Source organism: Sporocytophaga myxococcoides DSM 11118, from assembly GCF_000426725.1.
In the GTDB taxonomy this organism is placed as follows: Bacteria; Bacteroidota; Bacteroidia; order Cytophagales; family Cytophagaceae; genus Sporocytophaga; species Sporocytophaga myxococcoides.
Genome location: NZ_KE384560.1, coordinates 422,970 through 441,961 on the forward strand (window position 1 = coordinate 422,970; position 18,992 = coordinate 441,961).

Below are 18,992 nucleotides of genomic sequence, written 5' to 3' on the forward strand. Positions count from 1 at the left end.
AGAATCAAACAACCAGTTCACTTAGAACAGCAATGTACCTGTCGATACCTTCTTCGATTTCAGCCAGCCAGATAAATTCATTTGCTGTATGAGATCTGCCTGAGTTCCCAGGTCCCATTTTAACAGAAGGAACAGGAACCAATGCCTGATCTGAAGTAGTCGGCGAACCGTATGGCTTCGCACCAAACTTTATAGCTGCATGCACCAGGGCATGGTCAGGGTCTATGAATGATGGTCTCAACCTTACAGATCTTGGCTTCACTTCAGATTCAATGTTTTCTTCTATAATGCGAAGAACATCTTCGTTTTTATATTCTTCCGTAATACGCACATCAATGGTGAATGTACAGTTCTCAGGAACTACATTGTGCTGATAACCTGCATTGATAATGGTTACAGACATTTTCATCGGTCCGAGGTGTGGAGACACCTTTTCGAACTTATAGTTTCTGATCCACTCGATGTCTTTAATGGCCTTATAAATGGCGTTATCGCCTTCTTCACGTGCTGCATGACCAGCTTTACCTTTAGCAACACAGTCAAGCACCATAAGTCCTTTTTCTGCAACAGCGATATCCATCAACGTTGGTTCTCCAACTATTGCGAAATCGATAGGACCAAGGTCAGGATAAACCAATTCAAGTCCGTCAAAGCCTGATATCTCTTCTTCTGCAGTAGCTGCCACAACAAAGTTGTATTTCAGGTTTTCTTTCTCATAAAAATGGATGAAAGTCGCCATAAGCGAAACCAGACATCCTCCCGCATCATTGCTTCCAAGGCCAAATAACTTTCCGTCTTTTACCATTGGATCAAACGGGTCATTTGTATAGCCAGGATTAGGCTTTACTGTATCGTGATGAGAATTTAGAAGAATCGTAGGCTTGTTTGGGTCATAGTTTTTATTAAAAGCCCAAACATTGTTCTTCTTTCTGTGAGTCGGGACTCCTCTGTCTTCAAAAAAACGGTTTAACAATTCCGCAGTTTTGTCTTCCTGCTTGCTGAAGGACTCTATTCGTATAAGTCCCTTTAGTAGCTCCAGAGCGTCTTTTTTTAATTTATCCCTATCAAACATAAAAATTTGTAGTTTAAAATGTAAAGGAGTTTAGCCTTTACCTTATTTATTAAATGATTTATCTCTTCCGTGGCCTGTCCCCCGACAGGCCACCACTAATGTTATCTACAATGATACTTTACTACTTGTTTAAACTAAACTTATAGTTAATTGACTCTATGCTCTAATTGTGTCCTGTCAGGGGATAGGCACGGAGCATACTCCTTTAAACTTTCGACTTTAAACTTTTAGCTTTAAGCCTTCCGCTTTACGCCTTTAAAACCGTTCCCGCCTGCACAGACTGGTTTACAATTGAAACAATATCATCAGCATGACATATGATTACGGACTTCACACCAGCTTTAATAGCGTCAAAGGAGTTGTCCATTTTAGGAATCATACCTTTTGCGATAACGCCATCTTGCTTCAATTGACCGTATTTCTCAGTATCAATAGATGAAATTACAGAGTTTTTATCATTGATATCCTGAAGAACACCTTTTAGTTCAAAACAATAAACAAGGCTCACATCAAAAGACCTGGAAAGCGCAACAGCAAGTGTAGAAGCAACCGTGTCAGCATTGGTGTTAAGCATGTTTCCTTTACCATCATGAGTAAGAGGAGCTATAACGGGAGTAAGGCCGGAAGAAATTAAGGTTGCCAAAGGTGCAGCCTCAATTTTTTCAACGTCTCCGACAAAGCCATAGTCTATGCCATTTTTGACAGGACGTTTGCTCGCCAGCATGATGTTTGCATCAGCACCTGTAAGTCCAATAGCATTGGTTCCCATAGACTGAAGCTGACTGACAACCTTTTTATTTATCAGACCACCGTAAACCATGGTGACAATTTTCAAAGTCTCTGCATCTGTGATCCTTCTGCCATCGACCATCTGAGCTTCGATACCAAGACCTTTGCTTATTTCCGTAGCTACTTTTCCTCCTCCGTGGACAAGGATTTTATTTGCCTTCAATGAAGAAAGATCTCTAAGAAATTTTTGAAGTGTCTTGTCGTCGTCAATGACGTTGCCACCTATTTTTATGATGTAAAGTTTATCCATCGTTAAGTTTTAAGTAATAAATTGTAAGTTTTAAGAACTCAGGCTTATTACTTTTAAAAATTATCCTCTAATATTTTTTTCAGTACAGCCTGCGCAGACCACACCCTGTTGCCTGCCTGCTGGATCACAACGGAGTTTGGGCTATCTATTACTGCATCAGAAACAATGACATTTCTTCTCACAGGCAGACAGTGCATGAATTTAGCCTGATTGGTAAGCTTCATTTTCTCAGGGCTGATCATCCAGCTTTTATCTTTGGAAATGATATTACCATAGTACTTATATGAAGACCAGTTTTTTGCATAAACAAAGTCTGCACCTTCAAGAGCTTCGTTTTGATTATAGGTAATCTTAGCTCCCTGTGTAAATTTAGGATCTAGTTCATACCCCTCGGGATGTGTAATTACAAGGTCGACGTTTGCAGCCGGATGATTCATCCATTCTGCAAATGAATTAGGTACAGCTTGTGGAAGAGCCTTAGGATGTGCAGCCCAGGTAAGCACTACTTTTGGTCTTGCTGTTTTCTTAAGTTCATTGATAGTAATCAAATCGGCAAGAGACTGCAATGGATGACGTGTTGCAGATTCAAGACTTACTACCGGAACTCCTGAATAGGTTATAAATTTCTGTATAACTTCTTCTTTGTAATCTGTATCCTTATCATTAAGGCTTGGGAATGATCTGATACCAATAATATCGCAATATTGACCTATTACAGCAGCTGCTTCTTTAATATGCTCGCTTGTATCTCCATCCATCACCACATTATCTCTAATCTCAAGATTCCAGCTATCCTGACCAACGTTCATGTCCATAACCCTTAAAGTTAGGTTGTGAGCAGCCTTTTGAGTGCTCAAACGTGTTCTTAGACTTGGGTTGAAAAATATCAGGCCAAGGGTTTTATTCCGACCGAGATTCGCATGCTTTAATGGATCGTGCTTAAGTTCAAGCGCAAGGTTGACAAGAGCTGTTACATCATCTACATCATGAACAGAGGTAAAATTTCTCATTTATTTAACAAGCATTTTAGACATTACAGATTTGAAAGCTTTTAAGAATAAGTCTGCTTCTTCTTTAGTGATATTTAAAGCAGGAAGTATTCTCATCGTATTTTTGTCAGAAGATGATCCTGTGAATATTTTGTGATCATCAAGAAGTGAATTTCTCACGCCAGCGCAAGGAATTTCAAGTTCAACACCAATCATTAATCCAAGACCTCTTATTTCTTTTACTCCAGATACCTTTTTCAATTCAGTCATAAGGTAATTACCTATGTTTTCTGAATTTGAAAGAAGGTTTTCATCTTTAATTATATCCAGCACTGCAATACCAGCCGCACATGCTAAGTGATTTCCGCCGAAAGTTGTGCCAAGCATTCCGTGTACAGCTTTGAACTCAGGACTGATCAATACACCTGCGATAGGAAATCCATTACCCATTCCTTTGGCAACTGTGATAAGGTCCGCTTTAACTCCTGAATGTTGGTGTGCAAAGAATTTGCCGCTTCTTCCGTATCCTGATTGTACTTCATCAAGGATTAAAACAGCTTTGAATTTTTTACAAAGTTCATCTATCTTTTTAAGGAAAGGAGTACTTGGAATCTGCACGCCTCCAACACCTTGTATTCCTTCAATAATAACAGCTGCAACATCTTCATTCATGTTCTTTTCAAATGCCTCAATATCATTGAAAGGAAGGAATTGAATGTTTTCAGTTTTGTTTACAGGGGCTTGCATTGAACTACCGTCAGTAGCTGCAACTGCAAGAGAAGTTCTTCCATGAAAACTTTTGCTGAAGCTGATGATTTTTTTTCTTCCAGTATGGAAAGAAGCTAATTTTAATGCATTCTCATTAGCCTCTGCTCCTGAGTTTACAAGGAAAAGATCATAATTGTCATATCCGGAAAGCTTACCTAGTTTTTCAGCAAGTTCACTTTGCACAGATATTACAACAGAGTTGGAATAAAAGGCAATGTTATTTAACTGTTCAGTAATCTTTTTTACATAATGTGGATGAGTATGACCGATAGAGATAACAGCATGACCGCCATAAAGGTCCAGGTATTCATTACCTTGTTTGTCCCAAAGCTTGATTCCCTGAGCTTTTACAGGCTCCACATTAAGGAGAGGATAGACGTCGAATAGTTTCATACTTAAGTTGTAAGTTATAAGTTATAAGTATTAAGTAGTTTGCCTTACCTTTTTAATAAAAGAAATAAGCATGGCTTTTACTTCATTAACTTCCTGGTTCAATTCTTCAAATAAATCTTGAGTCAGGTATTTCAAATCCTTTGAAAGGAGTAATAAATATTCAATTTCATCAGCAGATCCCAAAGATATTTGCAGAAAATTTGCGAAGTCAGCATTGGTGCGCCTTCCACAGTCTTCCGCTATATTACAAGTAATCGATGCCTCAGCTCGCCTCAATTGACTTACAAGATTGAATAATTCCCGATTTGGGAAAGACTTCAGTAGCTTTATAGATTTTAAGCGTTAAACTATAGGCTTTTTGCCACACTATTAATTCCTTATAGTCTTGCATAATTACTTATAACTTACAACTTATAACTTAAAACTCAGAAGGCTGCTGCCTTTAGTCTTAATCCTTCCGTTTCCTCCAGACCAAACAACAGGTTCATATTCTGAACCGCTTGTCCTGAAGCCCCCTTCAGAAGGTTGTCAATCATGCTCACGATCAGAAGATAGTTGTCATGCTTTTCGATATAGATGATTGTATTGTTTGTATTCACTACTTGCTTTAAATCAGGATTTACTCTGCTTACATGGGTAAAAGGATGAGAAGCATAATAGTTTTCATACATCGCATAAGCTTCTTCCTGAGTCAAAGTAGACTTCACATGAAGCGTCGCGAATATACCCCTTGTAAAGTCACCACGGAAAGGAATAAAGTTGATGGCCTTATCCATTCCTGGCTGAAGTATTCTTAAGCTCTGTTTGATTTCTTTTAAATGCTGGTGATTGAATGCCTTGTAAATAGACATGTTATTGTTTCTCCAGCTGAAATGAGAAGTAGCAGAAAGACTCTGACCAGCTCCTGTAGAACCTGTTATAGCTGAGATATGAACCTCATCCTGAATTAGACCTTTTGAAGCAAGAGGAAGAAGTCCAAGCTGAATGCATGTAGCAAAACAGCCAGGGTTCGCAATATGATGCCCTTTTTTAATCTTGTCTCTCTGAAGCTCTGGTAATCCGTAGATAAAGTCGTTGCCTTCTTTAGCGATACGGAAATCCTGACTAAGGTCAATTATTTTAATAGTTGATGCAATCTTGTTTTCCGCAAGGAATTTGGAGGCATCGCCATGACCCACGCAAAGAAATAATACATCAATTGCATCTGATAATGTAGAGGAAAATTTCAGATCCGTAACACCCAGAAGGTCAGTATGAACCTGAGAGATCGGGTTACCAGCGTTACTATTGCTGTGTACAAAAGCAATTTCAACAGAAGGATGGAATACAAGGATTCTTAAAAGTTCACCACCTGTGTATCCGGCACCACCGACAATTCCTACTTTAATCTTTTTCATGATTTTAAAAACGTAAAGCTTAAAGCAAAAAGCTGAAAGAGTTTGTATTCAGTTTTAGCTTTAAGCTTTAAAATGATTTATTATAAATGAACTCATCTAAATCCTCTCCCAATTAGGAGAAGTAGTTGAGTTGGTTGTTAACTTTTAGCTTTTAACTTTAAAGAACCTCATCCTAAATCCTTCTCCTGAAGGAGAAGGACTTTAATGCGTTGAAAATTTTAATTCTTCTACTTCAAGTAAGCTTTCTCAAAAACTACAACTTAAGACTTTTAACTTTAAGCTTTCTGCTTTTCGCTGTCAGCTTAGTTATTCACCTTATGGAAAATCATTGTCTGATTTCCGAAGATCTTAGAGAACCCTTTCACATCTTCACCAGACCATGCATTGTTCATCTCACCGTAGCTTCCGAATTTAGAAGACATAAGGTCATGAGAAGACTCTATACCTATCACATGGAATCTGTATGGAGCAAGGTATACTTTCACTTTACCGGAAACAAACTTCTGAGAATCATCAAGGAATTGTTCTATATTTCTCATTACAGGCTCAAGGAATTGGCCTTCATGAACGAAGTTCCCATACCAGCCGGAAAGTTGCTCTTTCCAGTAGGTTTGCCATTTGGTTAAAGTGTGTTTCTCAAGTGTATGGTGTGCTTTGATGATTACCATCGGAGCAGCAGCTTCAAAACCTACGCGTCCTTTAATACCAATGATAGTGTCACCTACGTGGATATCTCTGCCGATTCCAAATGGAGCGGCAATGTCATTCAATTTAAGAATAGCCTCTACAGGAGAAAGCTTCTGGCCATTAATACCAACAAGTTCACCTTTTTCAAAAGTTAATTCGACTTCTTCAGCCTCTGTTTTTGTAACTTGAGTAGGGAATGCAGTTTCAGGAAGATATTGACCTGAAGTCAGAGTCTCTTTACCACCTACACTGGTTCCCCAGATACCTTTATTGATAGAGTATGCAGCTTTTGTCCAATCAGAAACAACTCCTTTTGATTTCAGATACTCGATTTCGGCCTCTCTTGAAAGCTTCATGTCTCTGATAGGAGTGATGATACCTACATTAGGAATCAGGATATTGAAGATCATGTCGAAACGTACCTGATCGTTTCCAGCTCCTGTGCTGCCGTGGGCTACAAAGTCAGCATTGACCTGCTTGCAGTAATCAGCAATTGCAGTTGCCTGAAATACTCGTTCAGCACTAACAGATAGTGGGTATGTGTTATTTTTTAGGATGTTACCGAATATGAGGTACTTAACACAATCTTTATAGAACTTGTCAACCACATCAAGGGTAACGTGGGTTTTTACGCCCAATTTGTAAGCTTTAGCTTCTATTTCTTTAAGCTCTTCCTTAGTGAAACCACCTGTATTGACGATGGCGGAATGAATCTCAAGACCTTTCTCTTCTGAAAGATATTTTACACAATAGGAGGTATCGAGCCCTCCGCTAAAAGCCAGTACTACTTTCTTACTCATTAGTGAAAATGCTTAATTGAGCTTTAAATTTAAAGATAAATTTTAAAAACAGGACAAAGGCGACATTAATTTGTCGCCTTTGCTGTAGAAAAAAGAGTCAATACTTTTGAAGACATCTTTAAAGCTTTGAGTAGCTTATGATTTTTTAGTCTTTGGAAACGCTCGTAGAGTTTGGATTTTTTTACAAACTCCCATTTTTTCTTATTCTTCTCTTCAGGATCGTAAAGCATTCCTGTGCAAAGACAGTTTTTATAGTTCTTGCTTTCCAGTATCTGAAAGTTAACGCAGCTTTGGCAACCTTTCCAAAAGGTTTCATCATCTGTAAGTTCTGAAAATGTAACCGGACGATAACCTAGTTCGGAATTAATTTTCATCACAGCGGCACTCGTCGTAAGGCCAAAGAGCTTTGCGTCTGGATATTTTTTTCTTGATAGCTCAAATGCCTTCTCCTTGATCTTTGTAGCAAGGCCTTCTTTTCTGAATTCCGGTGATACAATCAGACCTGAGTTGGCCACATATTTATTGTGAGACCAGGTTTCTATGTAGCAAAAGCCAGCAAATCTGCCATCCTTAGTGGTGGCGATAACGGCTTTGCCTTCTTCCATTTTTTTCTTAATATATTCAGGATTTCTTTTAGCTATACCGGTACCACGTGCCTTGGCACTTTCTTCCATTTCTTTACAGATTGCCTCTGCAAGAACTTTATGTTTTTCCCCAGCAATAGTTACAATAAAATCAGCCATTTTTTCTGCTCAGATAAATAAAATTGATAAAATTAACCCTGGCTTATATTTACAAAGCCCTTTTTAAATTTTAAAAGAGTAAAGTGAATTGAGAGCAGAATTACCACATGGGTAATTCAAGAGGTATACCGGCCTAGGGCCTGGGGTTCCTGAATGGTAAAATTCTTCCTGCACCCATGGTTGTGGGAGTAGAGATGAGGTTAGAATATTTAAAAGTATTTACCATTTCTTGTTAATGAAAGAAAGCACAAATTTAAGCTAAAATGCAGATTTTTCAAAAAGAGTTCATTGAAAATCTACAAAAAAATAACTCTAATTATTACAATACTGTTTATTTAACATTTTGGCCCATATTCATCCGCTCATTATCAGTACTTTCTTCTTCCACACAAACACTGATTCAATAGATAAGCAAAAAAACACGTTATATAAATAATTATACAAGGATAATAAGCTAGATTGTTAGTATATTGTATAATAGAGGCTTCGGGGACAAGCAATTTCACAGATGTTCTGCTATAGCTGAGAAATGTTCTTTCATATTCAAATTTTGTTTGATCCTTTACCTGGAGTTCCTCATTGCGGAGTGAGTTTTTTCCGATAAATAAGATTTCTCAAAATTATTTGGTCCTGTGATTATTACTTGTTCTTTCGTTGAATCTCGTTTTTTGATAGAAGAACATATGCATTCATGGTCGTATTCCGGTTATCTGTGTTCAATTTTATTTTCCATAAATATTTTTCCGCTTGTGAAACTAATGGCATTTCACAAATAAACTCCAAAGTTCTTGTTTCTCCGGGGCTGAGGTTTTTGTAATTGTTGCCATCAATTGTGCTTATTCCATCAGGAATAGTTATTTCATGCATTTGATTGCCAAAATTGTCCTGAACACTCACATCGCCTTTTAACGACAACTTTTCTTTCGGACAAAAGAATTCCTGGTTACAGAAGTTGACTATTTTGCAGGTGAGAATAAAGTATTGTTCATCACTGGTTAGTTCCCTGGATCTTTCTCCAGGAGTATGGTCCAATAAAAATTTTACTGGTCTAATTTGTGCTGAAAGTGCTGTGATTTCAAGATTTCCCATCTTTAAGGTTTCTCCTAGTGAAAGAGTGTGCTTCAGAATGTCTTGGATATCTGAAGTCTTTCTGGAAAAATGCACTCCTTCGACTGAATCTTTCATCTTCTGAAGATAAAAAGCTTCTTCAAAGCGCATTTCTTTGATCGCTCTTGAAATCTTTTCTTCAAGCCCATGTCTTTTTGTGGAATTATTTTTCGCTGATTTTTTTTTGCTGAAATTCAGATAGATTTTATAATCGCTTTTCTCAGAGACAACCTTGAAAATCTTTTCTTCTGAGGTAACCACTACAGGCTTTTCCTCCATCAGACTAAAAAGTGCATTTTCAGGATCTGGCATTTTCTCCTCATTTCTACTGATAGAGTTTAGCATAAAAAAGCCCAACTCTCTCATAATTTCTTCTGCATCAGGTTTGTATAGTTTTGTATATACAATTAAAGTGTCAGCTTGTTTCTCAGTCCTCAGGATTTCATATTTGTATTGCTTCCTTACATTTTTGGGGAGCTTTTTCTTAAGATAATTTTTTCTGTTTATTTCTCTTATAAACAGGTCTCTAGTTTTAATTTTTTGATCTTCTGCTGATAGAAGTTCATATGCATCATCAGGCTGGGATTCAATATAAGTTAAGTCAAGATAGTTTTTTACAACATCTTCCGGCTTTCTGTGACAACCGCTAAACCCCACAATATTTGATATTACAAAAAGTATGTATAAATAAAGCTGTATTTTTTTTTCCATAACTTTTAAAAATGACCAATCGCATTCTTCCTCCGTAACAGGAGAACTCTGAAAAAATAATTAATGTTAAAATATAATGTATCGTATTGAGAATTACACTGATATATAGTGGTCTATAGAGATTTTTTGGATAATCGAAAATATTTTAGTAGTTGGCTGGCAGGAATTTGAATTAAAAAAACTAAAAACTTGGGACGGGAGGTTCAAAATCTTAACTTTGCCCGATTATTTATTGGATAAATTGTAATTCGGAATCTAGAGGTAATGAAAATTTTAAAGTTTGGCGGGACTTCAGTTGGAACTGCAGATAGTATAAGAAAGGTAGTAGATATTCTACTTTCATATAAAAAAAAGAAGCAGGAATTTTCCGTAGTTTTTTCAGCAATGTCGGGAATTACCAATCAGCTGATTGAGGTAAGCAAAAAAGCTGCTGAAAGTGATGAAGACTATCATGCAATTCTTAAATCCATTGAGAATAAGCACATCAATGCGGTAAAATCGCTTATAGATATAAAAGTTCAGAGCAAAGTGGTGGCACATATCAAAATGCTTACTAATGAGCTTGAAGACCTGCTGCACGGTGTATTCCTTCTGAAAGAACTTTCACCAAGAACAACAGATCTTGTTGCGAGCTTCGGAGAAAGAATGTCAACTTACATTGTTTCCGAGTTTATGAAGCAATCTGGCCTAGATACTGAATTTTGCGATGCCCGCAAGCTGATTGTTACTGATAATAGTTTTGGAGCTGCGACTATTGACTTCAAAGCAACAGATAAAAATATAAAAGAGCATTTTAAAGCTACCAAAAAAATCCAGGCCATTACAGGTTTCATCAGTTCTACAGTTAAGGGGGAAACTACAACATTAGGACGTGGAGGCTCTGACTACACGGCTTCTGTATTTGGTGCAGCTTTGGGAGCTGAAGAAATAGAGATTTGGACGGACGTTGATGGTGTGATGACTGCAGATCCTAAGAAAGTTAAAGGAGCATTTACGCTTCCTGCAATTTCTTATGTGGAAGCAATGGAAATGTCACATTTCGGAGCTAAAGTTATTTATCCTCCTACATTACAGCCAGCATTTAACAAAAAAATTGCTATCTGGATTAAAAATACTTTCAATCCGGAATTTGAAGGCACCTACATAAGTGCTAAAACCAAAGCCAATGATTTCCTGATTAAAGGGATCAGCTCTATCCGTGAGATCGCATTGATCAGCCTTCAAGGTAGTGGTATGATGGGTGTACCAGGCGTTTCGGCACGTTTATTTGGCTCATTAGCTAAGAAAAAAATCAACGTTATATTAATTACGCAAGCGTCTTCTGAGTACTCAATCTGTTTTGCAGTAGAACCAAAGGAGGCAGAGTACGCAGCTGAATTGATCAATGAAGAATTTGCCAACGAAATTCAGGCAAAGAAAATTGACAACGCAATAGTAGAATATGATTTGTCTATCATTGCGATTATCGGTGAAAACATGAGAAATACACCAGGTATAGCAGGGAAGTTCTTTGCCTCACTTGGTAAAAACGGTGTTAACATTCGTGCAATCGCTCAGGGATCTTCCGAGTTAAACCTTTCTGTTGTAATTGGAGAGCATGATTTATCCAAAGCCTTAAACTCTCTGCACGAATCTTTCTTCCTGTCTGATATCCGTACATTGAATGTCTTTGTAGTAGGTTTGGGATTGATAGGAAGCACCCTTTTAAAACAGATACAAAAGCAGTCTTCTCAATTGCTTAAAGAAAGATTATTGAAGATCAATATCATTGGAATTGCTAACAGTAAGAAAATGTTGTTAGATGAAAATGGGATCAATCTGAAAGACTGGAATGGAAAGCTTGAGAAAGACGGAGAAAAGATGAAAATGTCTGCTTTCGTTGAGAAAATGAAAAGTATGAACCTTCAGAATTCCGTATTTGTGGACTCAACGTCTAGCAAAGATGTCGTGGAGCATTATGAGGATGTTCTTAACACAAGTATCTCTATCGTAACTCCCAATAAGCTTGCAAACTCAGGATTATATAAGGATTATCAAAAGATTCAATCTGCTGCATTTAAGCATGGGGTGAAGTTCCTTTATGAAACAAACGTGGGAGCAGGGCTTCCGGTCATCAATACACTGAAGGATCTTAAATATAGCGGAGATAAAATATTGAAAATTGAAGGTATCCTTTCAGGTACGCTTTCATTTATTTTTAACACATTCAAAGAAGGTACAAAATTCAGTGAAGTAGTTAAAGAAGCTAAGGAAAAAGGATATACCGAACCAGATCCGAGAGATGATCTTAACGGAATGGACGTTGCAAGAAAGATTCTAATATTGGCAAGAGAAGCAAATTATCCTTTGGAAATTGCAGATGTCAATGTGGAGAACATCCTTCCAGAGCCTTGCAGAAAGGCTAAGTCTATAGAAGATTTCTTTGTTCAACTTGAGAAGAACAATGATGTTTTCTCAGCAAGAAGAGATGAGGCTGCAAAGAAAGGTAATGTATTAAGATTTATCGCAACTCTTGAAAACGGTAAAGCAAGAGTGAGTCTTGAATCTGTTGGAACTACTCATCCATTCTACTCCTTAAGTGGAAGTGACAATATGATCGCTTTTACAACCGAGAGATATAAGGACAGACCTTTGGTAATTAAAGGTCCAGGTGCAGGGGCAGAGGTAACTGCTGCCGGCGTTTTTGCTGAGATTATCAGCATAAGCAATTATTTGAAAAGTTTTGTCTAGTATGAAAGATAGTATAAAAGTATTTGCCCCTGCTACAGTGGCAAATGTGGCATGTGGGTTTGATGTACTTGGCTTTGCGGTCGAGAATCCAGGGGATGAAGTAGTGCTTACTAAAAAATCTACACCTGGTGTAAAGATTACAACAATTACTGGGGATGAAGGAAGGCTTACGAAAGATGCAGAAAAAAATACCGTCGGTGTTGCTGTTTCCAGGTTCCTGAATCATCTTCAGTCGGATGCAGGTATTGAAATTACCTTGCATAAAAAAATGCCTCTTGGCAGTGGACTTGGTTCAAGCGCAGCAAGCGCAGTGGCTGGTGTGTTTGCAGTAAATCAACTATTAGGTATGCCGCTTAATCAGCAGGAATTACTTCCATTCGCAATGGAAGGTGAAAGAATTGCCTGTGGTAGCGCCCATGCGGATAATGTTGCACCTTCATTGCTAGGTGGTTTTGTTTTGATCAGAAGTTATGATCCACTGGATGTGATCAAAATTCCTACTCCGGCAAATTTATATTCTACCATTATTCACCCTCAGGTAGAAGTACAGACGAAAGATGCGAGGGAAATACTGAAAAAGCAGATCCCTTTAAGGGATGCAGTTACTCAGTGGGGAAATGTCGGTGGATTAATTGCTGGCCTTATGCTTTCAGATTATCAACTCATCGGAAGATCCATGAAAGATGTAATCGTAGAGCCCATAAGAGCAATTTTAATTCCTGGGTTTGAAGATGTGAAGCAAGCAGCTTTAGGTGCTGGTGCACTTGGCTGTGGAATTTCAGGTTCCGGACCTTCAATATTTGCACTTAGCACTTCAGAAGAAATTGCTTACAAAGTAGGCGGCGAGATGCAGAAAGTCCTTAATTCTATCAATATAGGAAGCGAAGTTTATATTTCTAAAATCAATAATTCAGGTCCACAAATACTGGACTAAAATTGTCAATATAAAATGAGATTATACAGTACCAATCGTTCTGCAGCCGAAGTATCTTTTAAAGAAGCTGTATTTAAAGGTTTGCCTGATGATAACGGTCTATTTATGCCGGTATCTATTCCTCAGTTGCCATCATCTTTTTTTGAGACCATTGATAACCTTTCTTTTCAGGAAATTGCTTTTCAGGTTACAAAAGCATTAATCGGAGATGAAATTCCTGATACAGATCTGAAGAAGATTATTGACGATGTACTTTCTTTTGATGCTCCACTAGTAAAAGTGGAGGATAATATTTCGGTACTTGAATTATTCCATGGGCCATCTCTTGCATTCAAAGATTTTGGAGCAAGATTTATGGCTAAGATCATGTCGTATTTCCTTCAAAAGGAAAAAAAGGAAATTCATATATTAGTAGCAACTTCAGGAGATACAGGCAGTGCTGTAGCTCAGGGATTCCTTGGTATGCCGGGAATAAAGGTTACTATTCTGTACCCAAGTGGAAAAGTAAGCGATATTCAGGAAAAACAGTTAACGACTTTGGGTCAGAATATTACTGCACTTGAAGTAAATGGTACATTTGATGATTGTCAAAGACTGGTTAAAGAAGCTTTCTTAGATAAAGAACTTAACAGCAAAATAAATCTGTCTTCAGCCAATAGTATTAACATAAGCAGATTGATACCTCAGTCATTCTATTATTTTTATGCTTATGCAAAACTGAAATCATTAGGGTTGCCAATTGTATTCTCTACGCCAAGCGGAAATTTTGGTAATCTCTGCGGAGGACTCATTGCAAAAAGAATGGGTCTGCCTATTCATAAATTTATTGCATCTACGAATGCGAATGATGTAGTTCCAGAGTTTCTGAATACTGGTATTTTCAGTCCTCGTCCTTCTGTCGCTACTATTTCAAATGCCATGGATGTTGGAAATCCTAGCAACTATGCAAGACTTGTAGAGCTTTACGGAAAGGATCTTGAAGCGATTAAGAAAGATATCTTTGGAACAAGATACAATGATGAGGAGACTGCACAGGCAATAGAAAAAGTATATAAAGCCGGCGGCTATATTATGGATCCTCACGGAGCCATTGCTTATCTTGGGTTAAAAGAATATTCCAAAACAACAGGTGAGAAATTTGCAGGCGTATTTCTGGCTACTGCTCACCCAAGCAAATTTATAGAAGTTGTTGAAGACATTATTAATAAAAAAATAGAACTTCCGGAGCGTCTTCAGGCGGTTGTCAATAAGAAAAAAGAAGCATTTCCATTAACTTCTGACTTCTCTGATTTGAAATCTTATTTGCTTAAATCAATGTAATTTTTACAAAGATTTAACATATTTTATAATACGGGCAGGTTTTAAGTAAAACCTGCCCGTATTTTTTTAATCTATATTATTCTCAATGCTTTTTAACTGAATTTTAATTTTGGACTTTTTGTTTTCTAATCAGCGCAGGATATAAAGAAGGCAAAAGCTTAAAACGCCTACAAGGTTACCCTCTCAGACATTATAAATCTTGTTTTAGTCTTTTTACGCCCTGTTGTAGGATAATTCCATTATTTAAATTTGTTATTCAGTGAGCGGTGTTGTACTAAATATAAAATCAATTCGAAAGCAAAAGGGAATAAGTCAGGAGTATCTAGCCTATCAACTAGGAATTGACTATTCAACTTATGGCAAAATTGAACGCGGAGCGATCTCTTTAACTGTAGATCGTCTGGAAAAGATAGCTTCCATTTTGGAAGTAACTGTTGAGGATATCTTTAAATGGAGAGCTGATTCTTCTGAAAAAGAAGATATTATGAAAGCATTGTCAGATCAGAAATTTATCAATGAGCAATTGATACAGGAAAATGAGCGTATGAAAAAGGAGGTTGATCTACTAAAACAGCAGTTATCTGATAAGGAAAAAATTATCTTTTTGCTTGAAAATAAGCTACATAAAGGAGAGAACTAAAAAAAGTCTCTCCTTTAAAAAATATTTTTTTGATGTAATTTTTTTGCCGATTTGTAGGGATCTATTAATTATTTTTTTAACTTTAGGGAAATTAATTACTTATTTTATGAATACAGGTACAATCAAATTCTTCAATGAGAGCAAAGGTTATGGTTTCATTAAAGATGAAAGTTCAAACCAGGAAATTTTTGTTCATGTAACAGGTCTAGAAGACAAAGTAAAGCAAAATGATAAAGTTGCTTTCAAAGTGGTAGATGGCAAAAAAGGCCTTAGCGCGGTGAATGTAAAGAAAATATAAATTATTTTATTTACAGAGGCAAAAGAACTTAACCCGTGGCAACGCGGGTTTTTTTATTTACTTTTTTGATGTCCTCCTCCTGCAAGACCTTAATTTTCAAATAGTAGATATATTTTTTACAATTATTTTCCAGTAGGTTACAATTTCTATTGAAATAGTATATACAATATGGTATTTTGCCTGGATTCTATATACTAAAACCAATTTTGGAAATGAATAAACCTTTATTAGTATTATTAATTTCAATTTCCCTCTTTGCGGCAAACCTCAGTGCAAAGGCCCAGGGTTTTACTACTCAGGATTATAAAAAGGCCCTATGGATGACAACCAGAATGTATGGTGGTCAAAGATCGGGAGAGAATAACTGGCTTGTTTCTGGTCATTTGCCGTCAGGTGTTGCAGAAAATCTTAGAGGAAAATGCTTTTCAGAGGACAAAGATACCGATGGCTATGACATCTCCGGTGGATGGCATGATTGCGGTGATCACGTAAAATATGGTCAGACTCAGTTTTATTCAGCATATATGCTGCTTAAGGCATATGCAGAGTTCCCAACAGGATATGATGATTATTATTCCTATACATATAATGGTTACAAAACTGCCGGAGACTGGTCCTGGGAAGGAAAAAAGCATGATCCGAATGGAATTCCGGACATTTTAGATGAGGTAAAGCATGCAACAGATTATTTTATAAAATGTACTCGAAATGCAACTACCTTTTATTATCAGGTAGGAAATAGTAATTACGATCATCAAGAATGGGTCACAGCAGTTAAAATGCAGACTTCTGCAGTAAACAAAGGTGGTCAGCAAAGGCCAGTTTATAAAAATCCCAATGATGCTTCCATGCCTTCTTTCTGCGGAGCTACATTAGCTTTAATGTCAAGAATGTACAGACCTTTTGATCCTGCTTATGCAGATTTGTGTTTGCAACATGCCTTATTTGCTTATACCTACGCTAAGGCGCATCCTGGAACAGCTGCAACAGGAGAAGGAGGATTCTACGGCGCAAACTATTCCTGGAAAGATGATTATGCGACTATGTGCACTGAATTATTTTGGGCAACCAATACTGAAAGCTATAAAACAGAAGCATTTGCATTTACTATTGCGGCCAACAATGCCTCTGCCTATGATATTTCCGGAAAAACTTATGGCTTTGACTACGAAAATAATGGAGACATAGCTATCTATAATTTAGCCTTGTTAGGTCGTACAAATGCAAAATCTACGTTTGGAACAATTGTTAATAGTTATCTTACAAATGTGCAAGCCGATGGCCAGTTTGCCGGAGGAAATACAAGCTGGGGACCGCTTCGTTATAATGCTAACACTGCCCTTATGGTGGCTCTTTGGCAGAAATTGAACGGAACTGATGCTACTCCTCATAAATTTATTTATGATAATATTGACTATATACTAGGAAAGAATTCATCGAATTTGTCATTTATAGTTGGTTTTGGGTCGAAATCACCATTGCATCCACATCATCGAAATTTATTTTTAAGAGATGATAATCCCACTGATGCAATAAAAATGACTTTCCCAATTCCTACAAAAAATAAACAAGCTGGCTATATGGTTGGAGGAACAAGAAATGCGGGCAGCTTCAGTGATGATCTTGTTAATGTCCTTCATACAGAAGGTGGAATAGACTACAATGCCTGTCTTGTCGGCGTCCTTGCATTTATCAACTCAAAACTTGATCCTGTAAATACAGCGAAATTTGGTAAAACAACTCCTGATTTAGGTGAAAATCAATCCATCTGTGGTAAGACAAGTCATTTGCTTCATTCAAAAGTGGCAATAGACAATGTTAAAACTTTTACCTGGTACAAGGATGGAGTTATAATCTCTCCTGCATCAACATCAAAAAATACTTTGACTGTTACTCAGGCTGGGGTTTACAAATGCAGACTTGATTCTCTTACATCTTGGTTTACTGAAGGTAGTGTTGAAATTCTGGGAGTATTGCCAGCGGTTAATCTTGGCGCAGACCAGGAACTTTGCAGTATTACTTCGGTAACATTGGATCTAGGGGTTTCCGGAACTGGTATAACTTACAGCTGGACAAAAGACGGTAAAGCAATCAGTAGTGCTACCTCCCAAAAATATACTGCTACTCAGGCGGGAACATATGTAGGAACGATAAGCGCGAGCGGATGTGCCTCAAAATCTGACAATGTAGTAATAACATCAAAATTGCTAAGTGTTGCAAGCGACACAATTTGTGAGGCTGGTAAGGCAAACCTTAAAGTAAATGCAGCAAGTGGTGTTTATGACTGGTATGATGCATCAACAGGAGGAAGTTCACTAGCTACAGGTTTAAATTATAGCCCTAGTATTACCTCTTCAAAAACATACTATGTTCAGGATGGTAATTCAATTTCAGCTAATGCTGGTCCATCTTCGACTTCCAATACTCTTGCATCTCCTCAAAACGGCGGATCTATTGGAATAAAATTCACAGCTTCAAGAGCTTTTACAATAACTCAGATGAAAATATTGCCTTTTGTATTCTCCTGCAATAATGGAGATTTGGTTAAGGTAATATTTGATTTGAAACAAAACGGTGTAGTTATAAAAAGTTTTGCTTCTGTTGGTATAGCATGCACAGGCACTCAGAGCAATGCTCCATTCAACACTTTCTATACATTCAATTTTGATACTCCTATAGAAGTTCCTAGCGCTGGTTCCTACGAACTTACTCCTCCTTCCAATCTTCCAAATGGTTATTCTCAGATTGTATGGTTTGAGAGTGGTGCAAATTTTTCAACTATGGATGCAGCTGGAGTGATGGATATCACAGATGATACAAGAGATGATAAAGCAACTTCTTTCCCTGGAATTTTTGATATCAAAATTCAGGCAGGGAATGCTTGTTCCAGAACACCTGTTTATGCAGTTATAGACGCTCAAAATCCAAACTGTGGAGTTGTTTCTTCAATAGATGGTTCTGTTTCAAATAAACTTGTAATATTCCCTAACCCCTCGTCTTCCGAGTTTATAATTGAAGCTCCGGAAAATTCTATGATAAGGATTTATGATGAGCTGGGAAGAATGGCATTTGAAGCAAATTCTAATGGAAAAACGACATTTGGAGAGCAACTAAGTCCAGGTTTCTATCACGTGGTTCTATTCCAGGAAGGAAAAATGATTAATTCCGGAAATATAATAAAGCAATAAATCTTTAATCCTTATTGCAAAAGAGCCTTTGATTTTATAGATCAAAGGCTCTTTTTATTTGTAAAATATAAATTGGCAGTGTTAGTGAATTATTTATTTTGCTGCGGGGTTATATAAGTGGTTGTGCGCAGCCGAAAGTTAAGGTTATTAATTCGGGAAGGCTCGGGAAACCGGGT

15 protein-coding genes are annotated in these 18,992 nt (G+C 37.3%); 6 read left to right on the forward strand and 9 right to left on the reverse strand.

What is annotated here, in order from left to right; translation table 11 throughout:
• Window positions 1-4: 4 nt before the first annotated feature.
• The 9 genes from K350_RS0119920 to K350_RS0119960 form a co-directional block, all read right to left on the reverse strand.
• Window positions 5-1,072 carry a M20 family metallo-hydrolase gene (locus K350_RS0119920; RefSeq protein ID WP_037576463.1) on the reverse strand — a complete coding sequence of 356 codons (1,068 nt, stop codon included), beginning with the start codon at window positions 1,070-1,072 and terminating at the stop codon, window positions 5-7.
• 247 nt (window positions 1,073-1,319) lie between these two features.
• Complete coding sequence (gene argB, locus K350_RS0119925; protein WP_028981396.1) at window positions 1,320-2,111, reverse strand: acetylglutamate kinase; 792 nt, start codon at window positions 2,109-2,111, stop codon at window positions 1,320-1,322.
• Window positions 2,112-2,164: 53 nt separating this feature from the next.
• Window positions 2,165-3,121, reverse strand: a complete 957-nt coding sequence (locus tag K350_RS0119930) for an N-acetylornithine carbamoyltransferase (RefSeq protein WP_028981397.1) — start codon at window positions 3,119-3,121, stop codon at window positions 2,165-2,167.
• Complete coding sequence (locus K350_RS0119935) at window positions 3,122-4,261, reverse strand: aspartate aminotransferase family protein (RefSeq protein WP_028981398.1); 1,140 nt, start codon at window positions 4,259-4,261, stop codon at window positions 3,122-3,124.
• A gap of 30 nt (window positions 4,262-4,291) precedes the next feature.
• On the reverse strand, window positions 4,292-4,537 hold the full coding sequence (locus K350_RS29655) for a four helix bundle protein (RefSeq protein ID WP_245598682.1): 246 nt from the start codon (window positions 4,535-4,537) through the stop codon (window positions 4,292-4,294).
• Between the two features lie 149 nt (window positions 4,538-4,686).
• A complete protein-coding gene (argC, locus tag K350_RS0119945) occupies window positions 4,687-5,658 on the reverse strand; it encodes an N-acetyl-gamma-glutamyl-phosphate reductase (protein WP_028981399.1) in 972 nt (323 codons plus the stop codon).
• 302 nt (window positions 5,659-5,960) lie between these two features.
• Window positions 5,961-7,145, reverse strand: a complete 1,185-nt coding sequence (argG, locus tag K350_RS0119950; RefSeq protein ID WP_028981400.1) for an argininosuccinate synthase — start codon at window positions 7,143-7,145, stop codon at window positions 5,961-5,963.
• Window positions 7,146-7,210: 65 nt separating this feature from the next.
• Window positions 7,211-7,888: a GNAT family N-acetyltransferase gene (locus tag K350_RS0119955; RefSeq protein ID WP_028981401.1), complete on the reverse strand. Its 678-nt coding sequence runs from the start codon at window positions 7,886-7,888 to the stop codon at window positions 7,211-7,213.
• 639 nt (window positions 7,889-8,527) lie between these two features.
• Window positions 8,528-9,706: a hypothetical protein gene (locus tag K350_RS0119960; RefSeq protein WP_028981402.1), complete on the reverse strand. Its 1,179-nt coding sequence runs from the start codon at window positions 9,704-9,706 to the stop codon at window positions 8,528-8,530.
• A gap of 264 nt (window positions 9,707-9,970) precedes the next feature.
• Here K350_RS0119960 and thrA point away from each other — a divergent pair, with 264 nt between their 5' ends.
• The 6 genes from thrA to K350_RS0119990 all read left to right on the forward strand — a co-directional run bounded on the left by thrA (window position 9,971) and on the right by K350_RS0119990 (window position 18,816).
• The gene (gene thrA, locus K350_RS0119965) at window positions 9,971-12,436 is read left to right on the forward strand and encodes a bifunctional aspartate kinase/homoserine dehydrogenase I (protein ID WP_028981403.1); all 2,466 of its coding nucleotides are present in this window, start codon (window positions 9,971-9,973) and stop codon (window positions 12,434-12,436) included.
• 1 nt (window position 12,437) lies between these two features.
• Entirely contained in the window at window positions 12,438-13,370 is a 933-nt protein-coding gene (locus K350_RS0119970) for a homoserine kinase (protein ID WP_028981404.1), read from the forward strand.
• 15 nt (window positions 13,371-13,385) lie between these two features.
• Window positions 13,386-14,690: a threonine synthase gene (gene thrC / locus K350_RS0119975; RefSeq protein WP_028981405.1), complete on the forward strand. Its 1,305-nt coding sequence runs from the start codon at window positions 13,386-13,388 to the stop codon at window positions 14,688-14,690.
• 259 nt (window positions 14,691-14,949) lie between these two features.
• On the forward strand, window positions 14,950-15,330 hold the full coding sequence (locus K350_RS31510; RefSeq protein WP_051313394.1) for a helix-turn-helix domain-containing protein: 381 nt from the start codon (window positions 14,950-14,952) through the stop codon (window positions 15,328-15,330).
• Between the two features lie 106 nt (window positions 15,331-15,436).
• Window positions 15,437-15,628, forward strand: a complete 192-nt coding sequence (locus tag K350_RS0119985; protein WP_028981406.1) for a cold-shock protein — start codon at window positions 15,437-15,439, stop codon at window positions 15,626-15,628.
• A 212-nt stretch (window positions 15,629-15,840) separates the two neighbouring features.
• On the forward strand, window positions 15,841-18,816 hold the full coding sequence (locus K350_RS0119990; protein ID WP_028981407.1) for a glycoside hydrolase family 9 protein: 2,976 nt from the start codon (window positions 15,841-15,843) through the stop codon (window positions 18,814-18,816).
• Window positions 18,817-18,992: the final 176 nt, after the last annotated feature.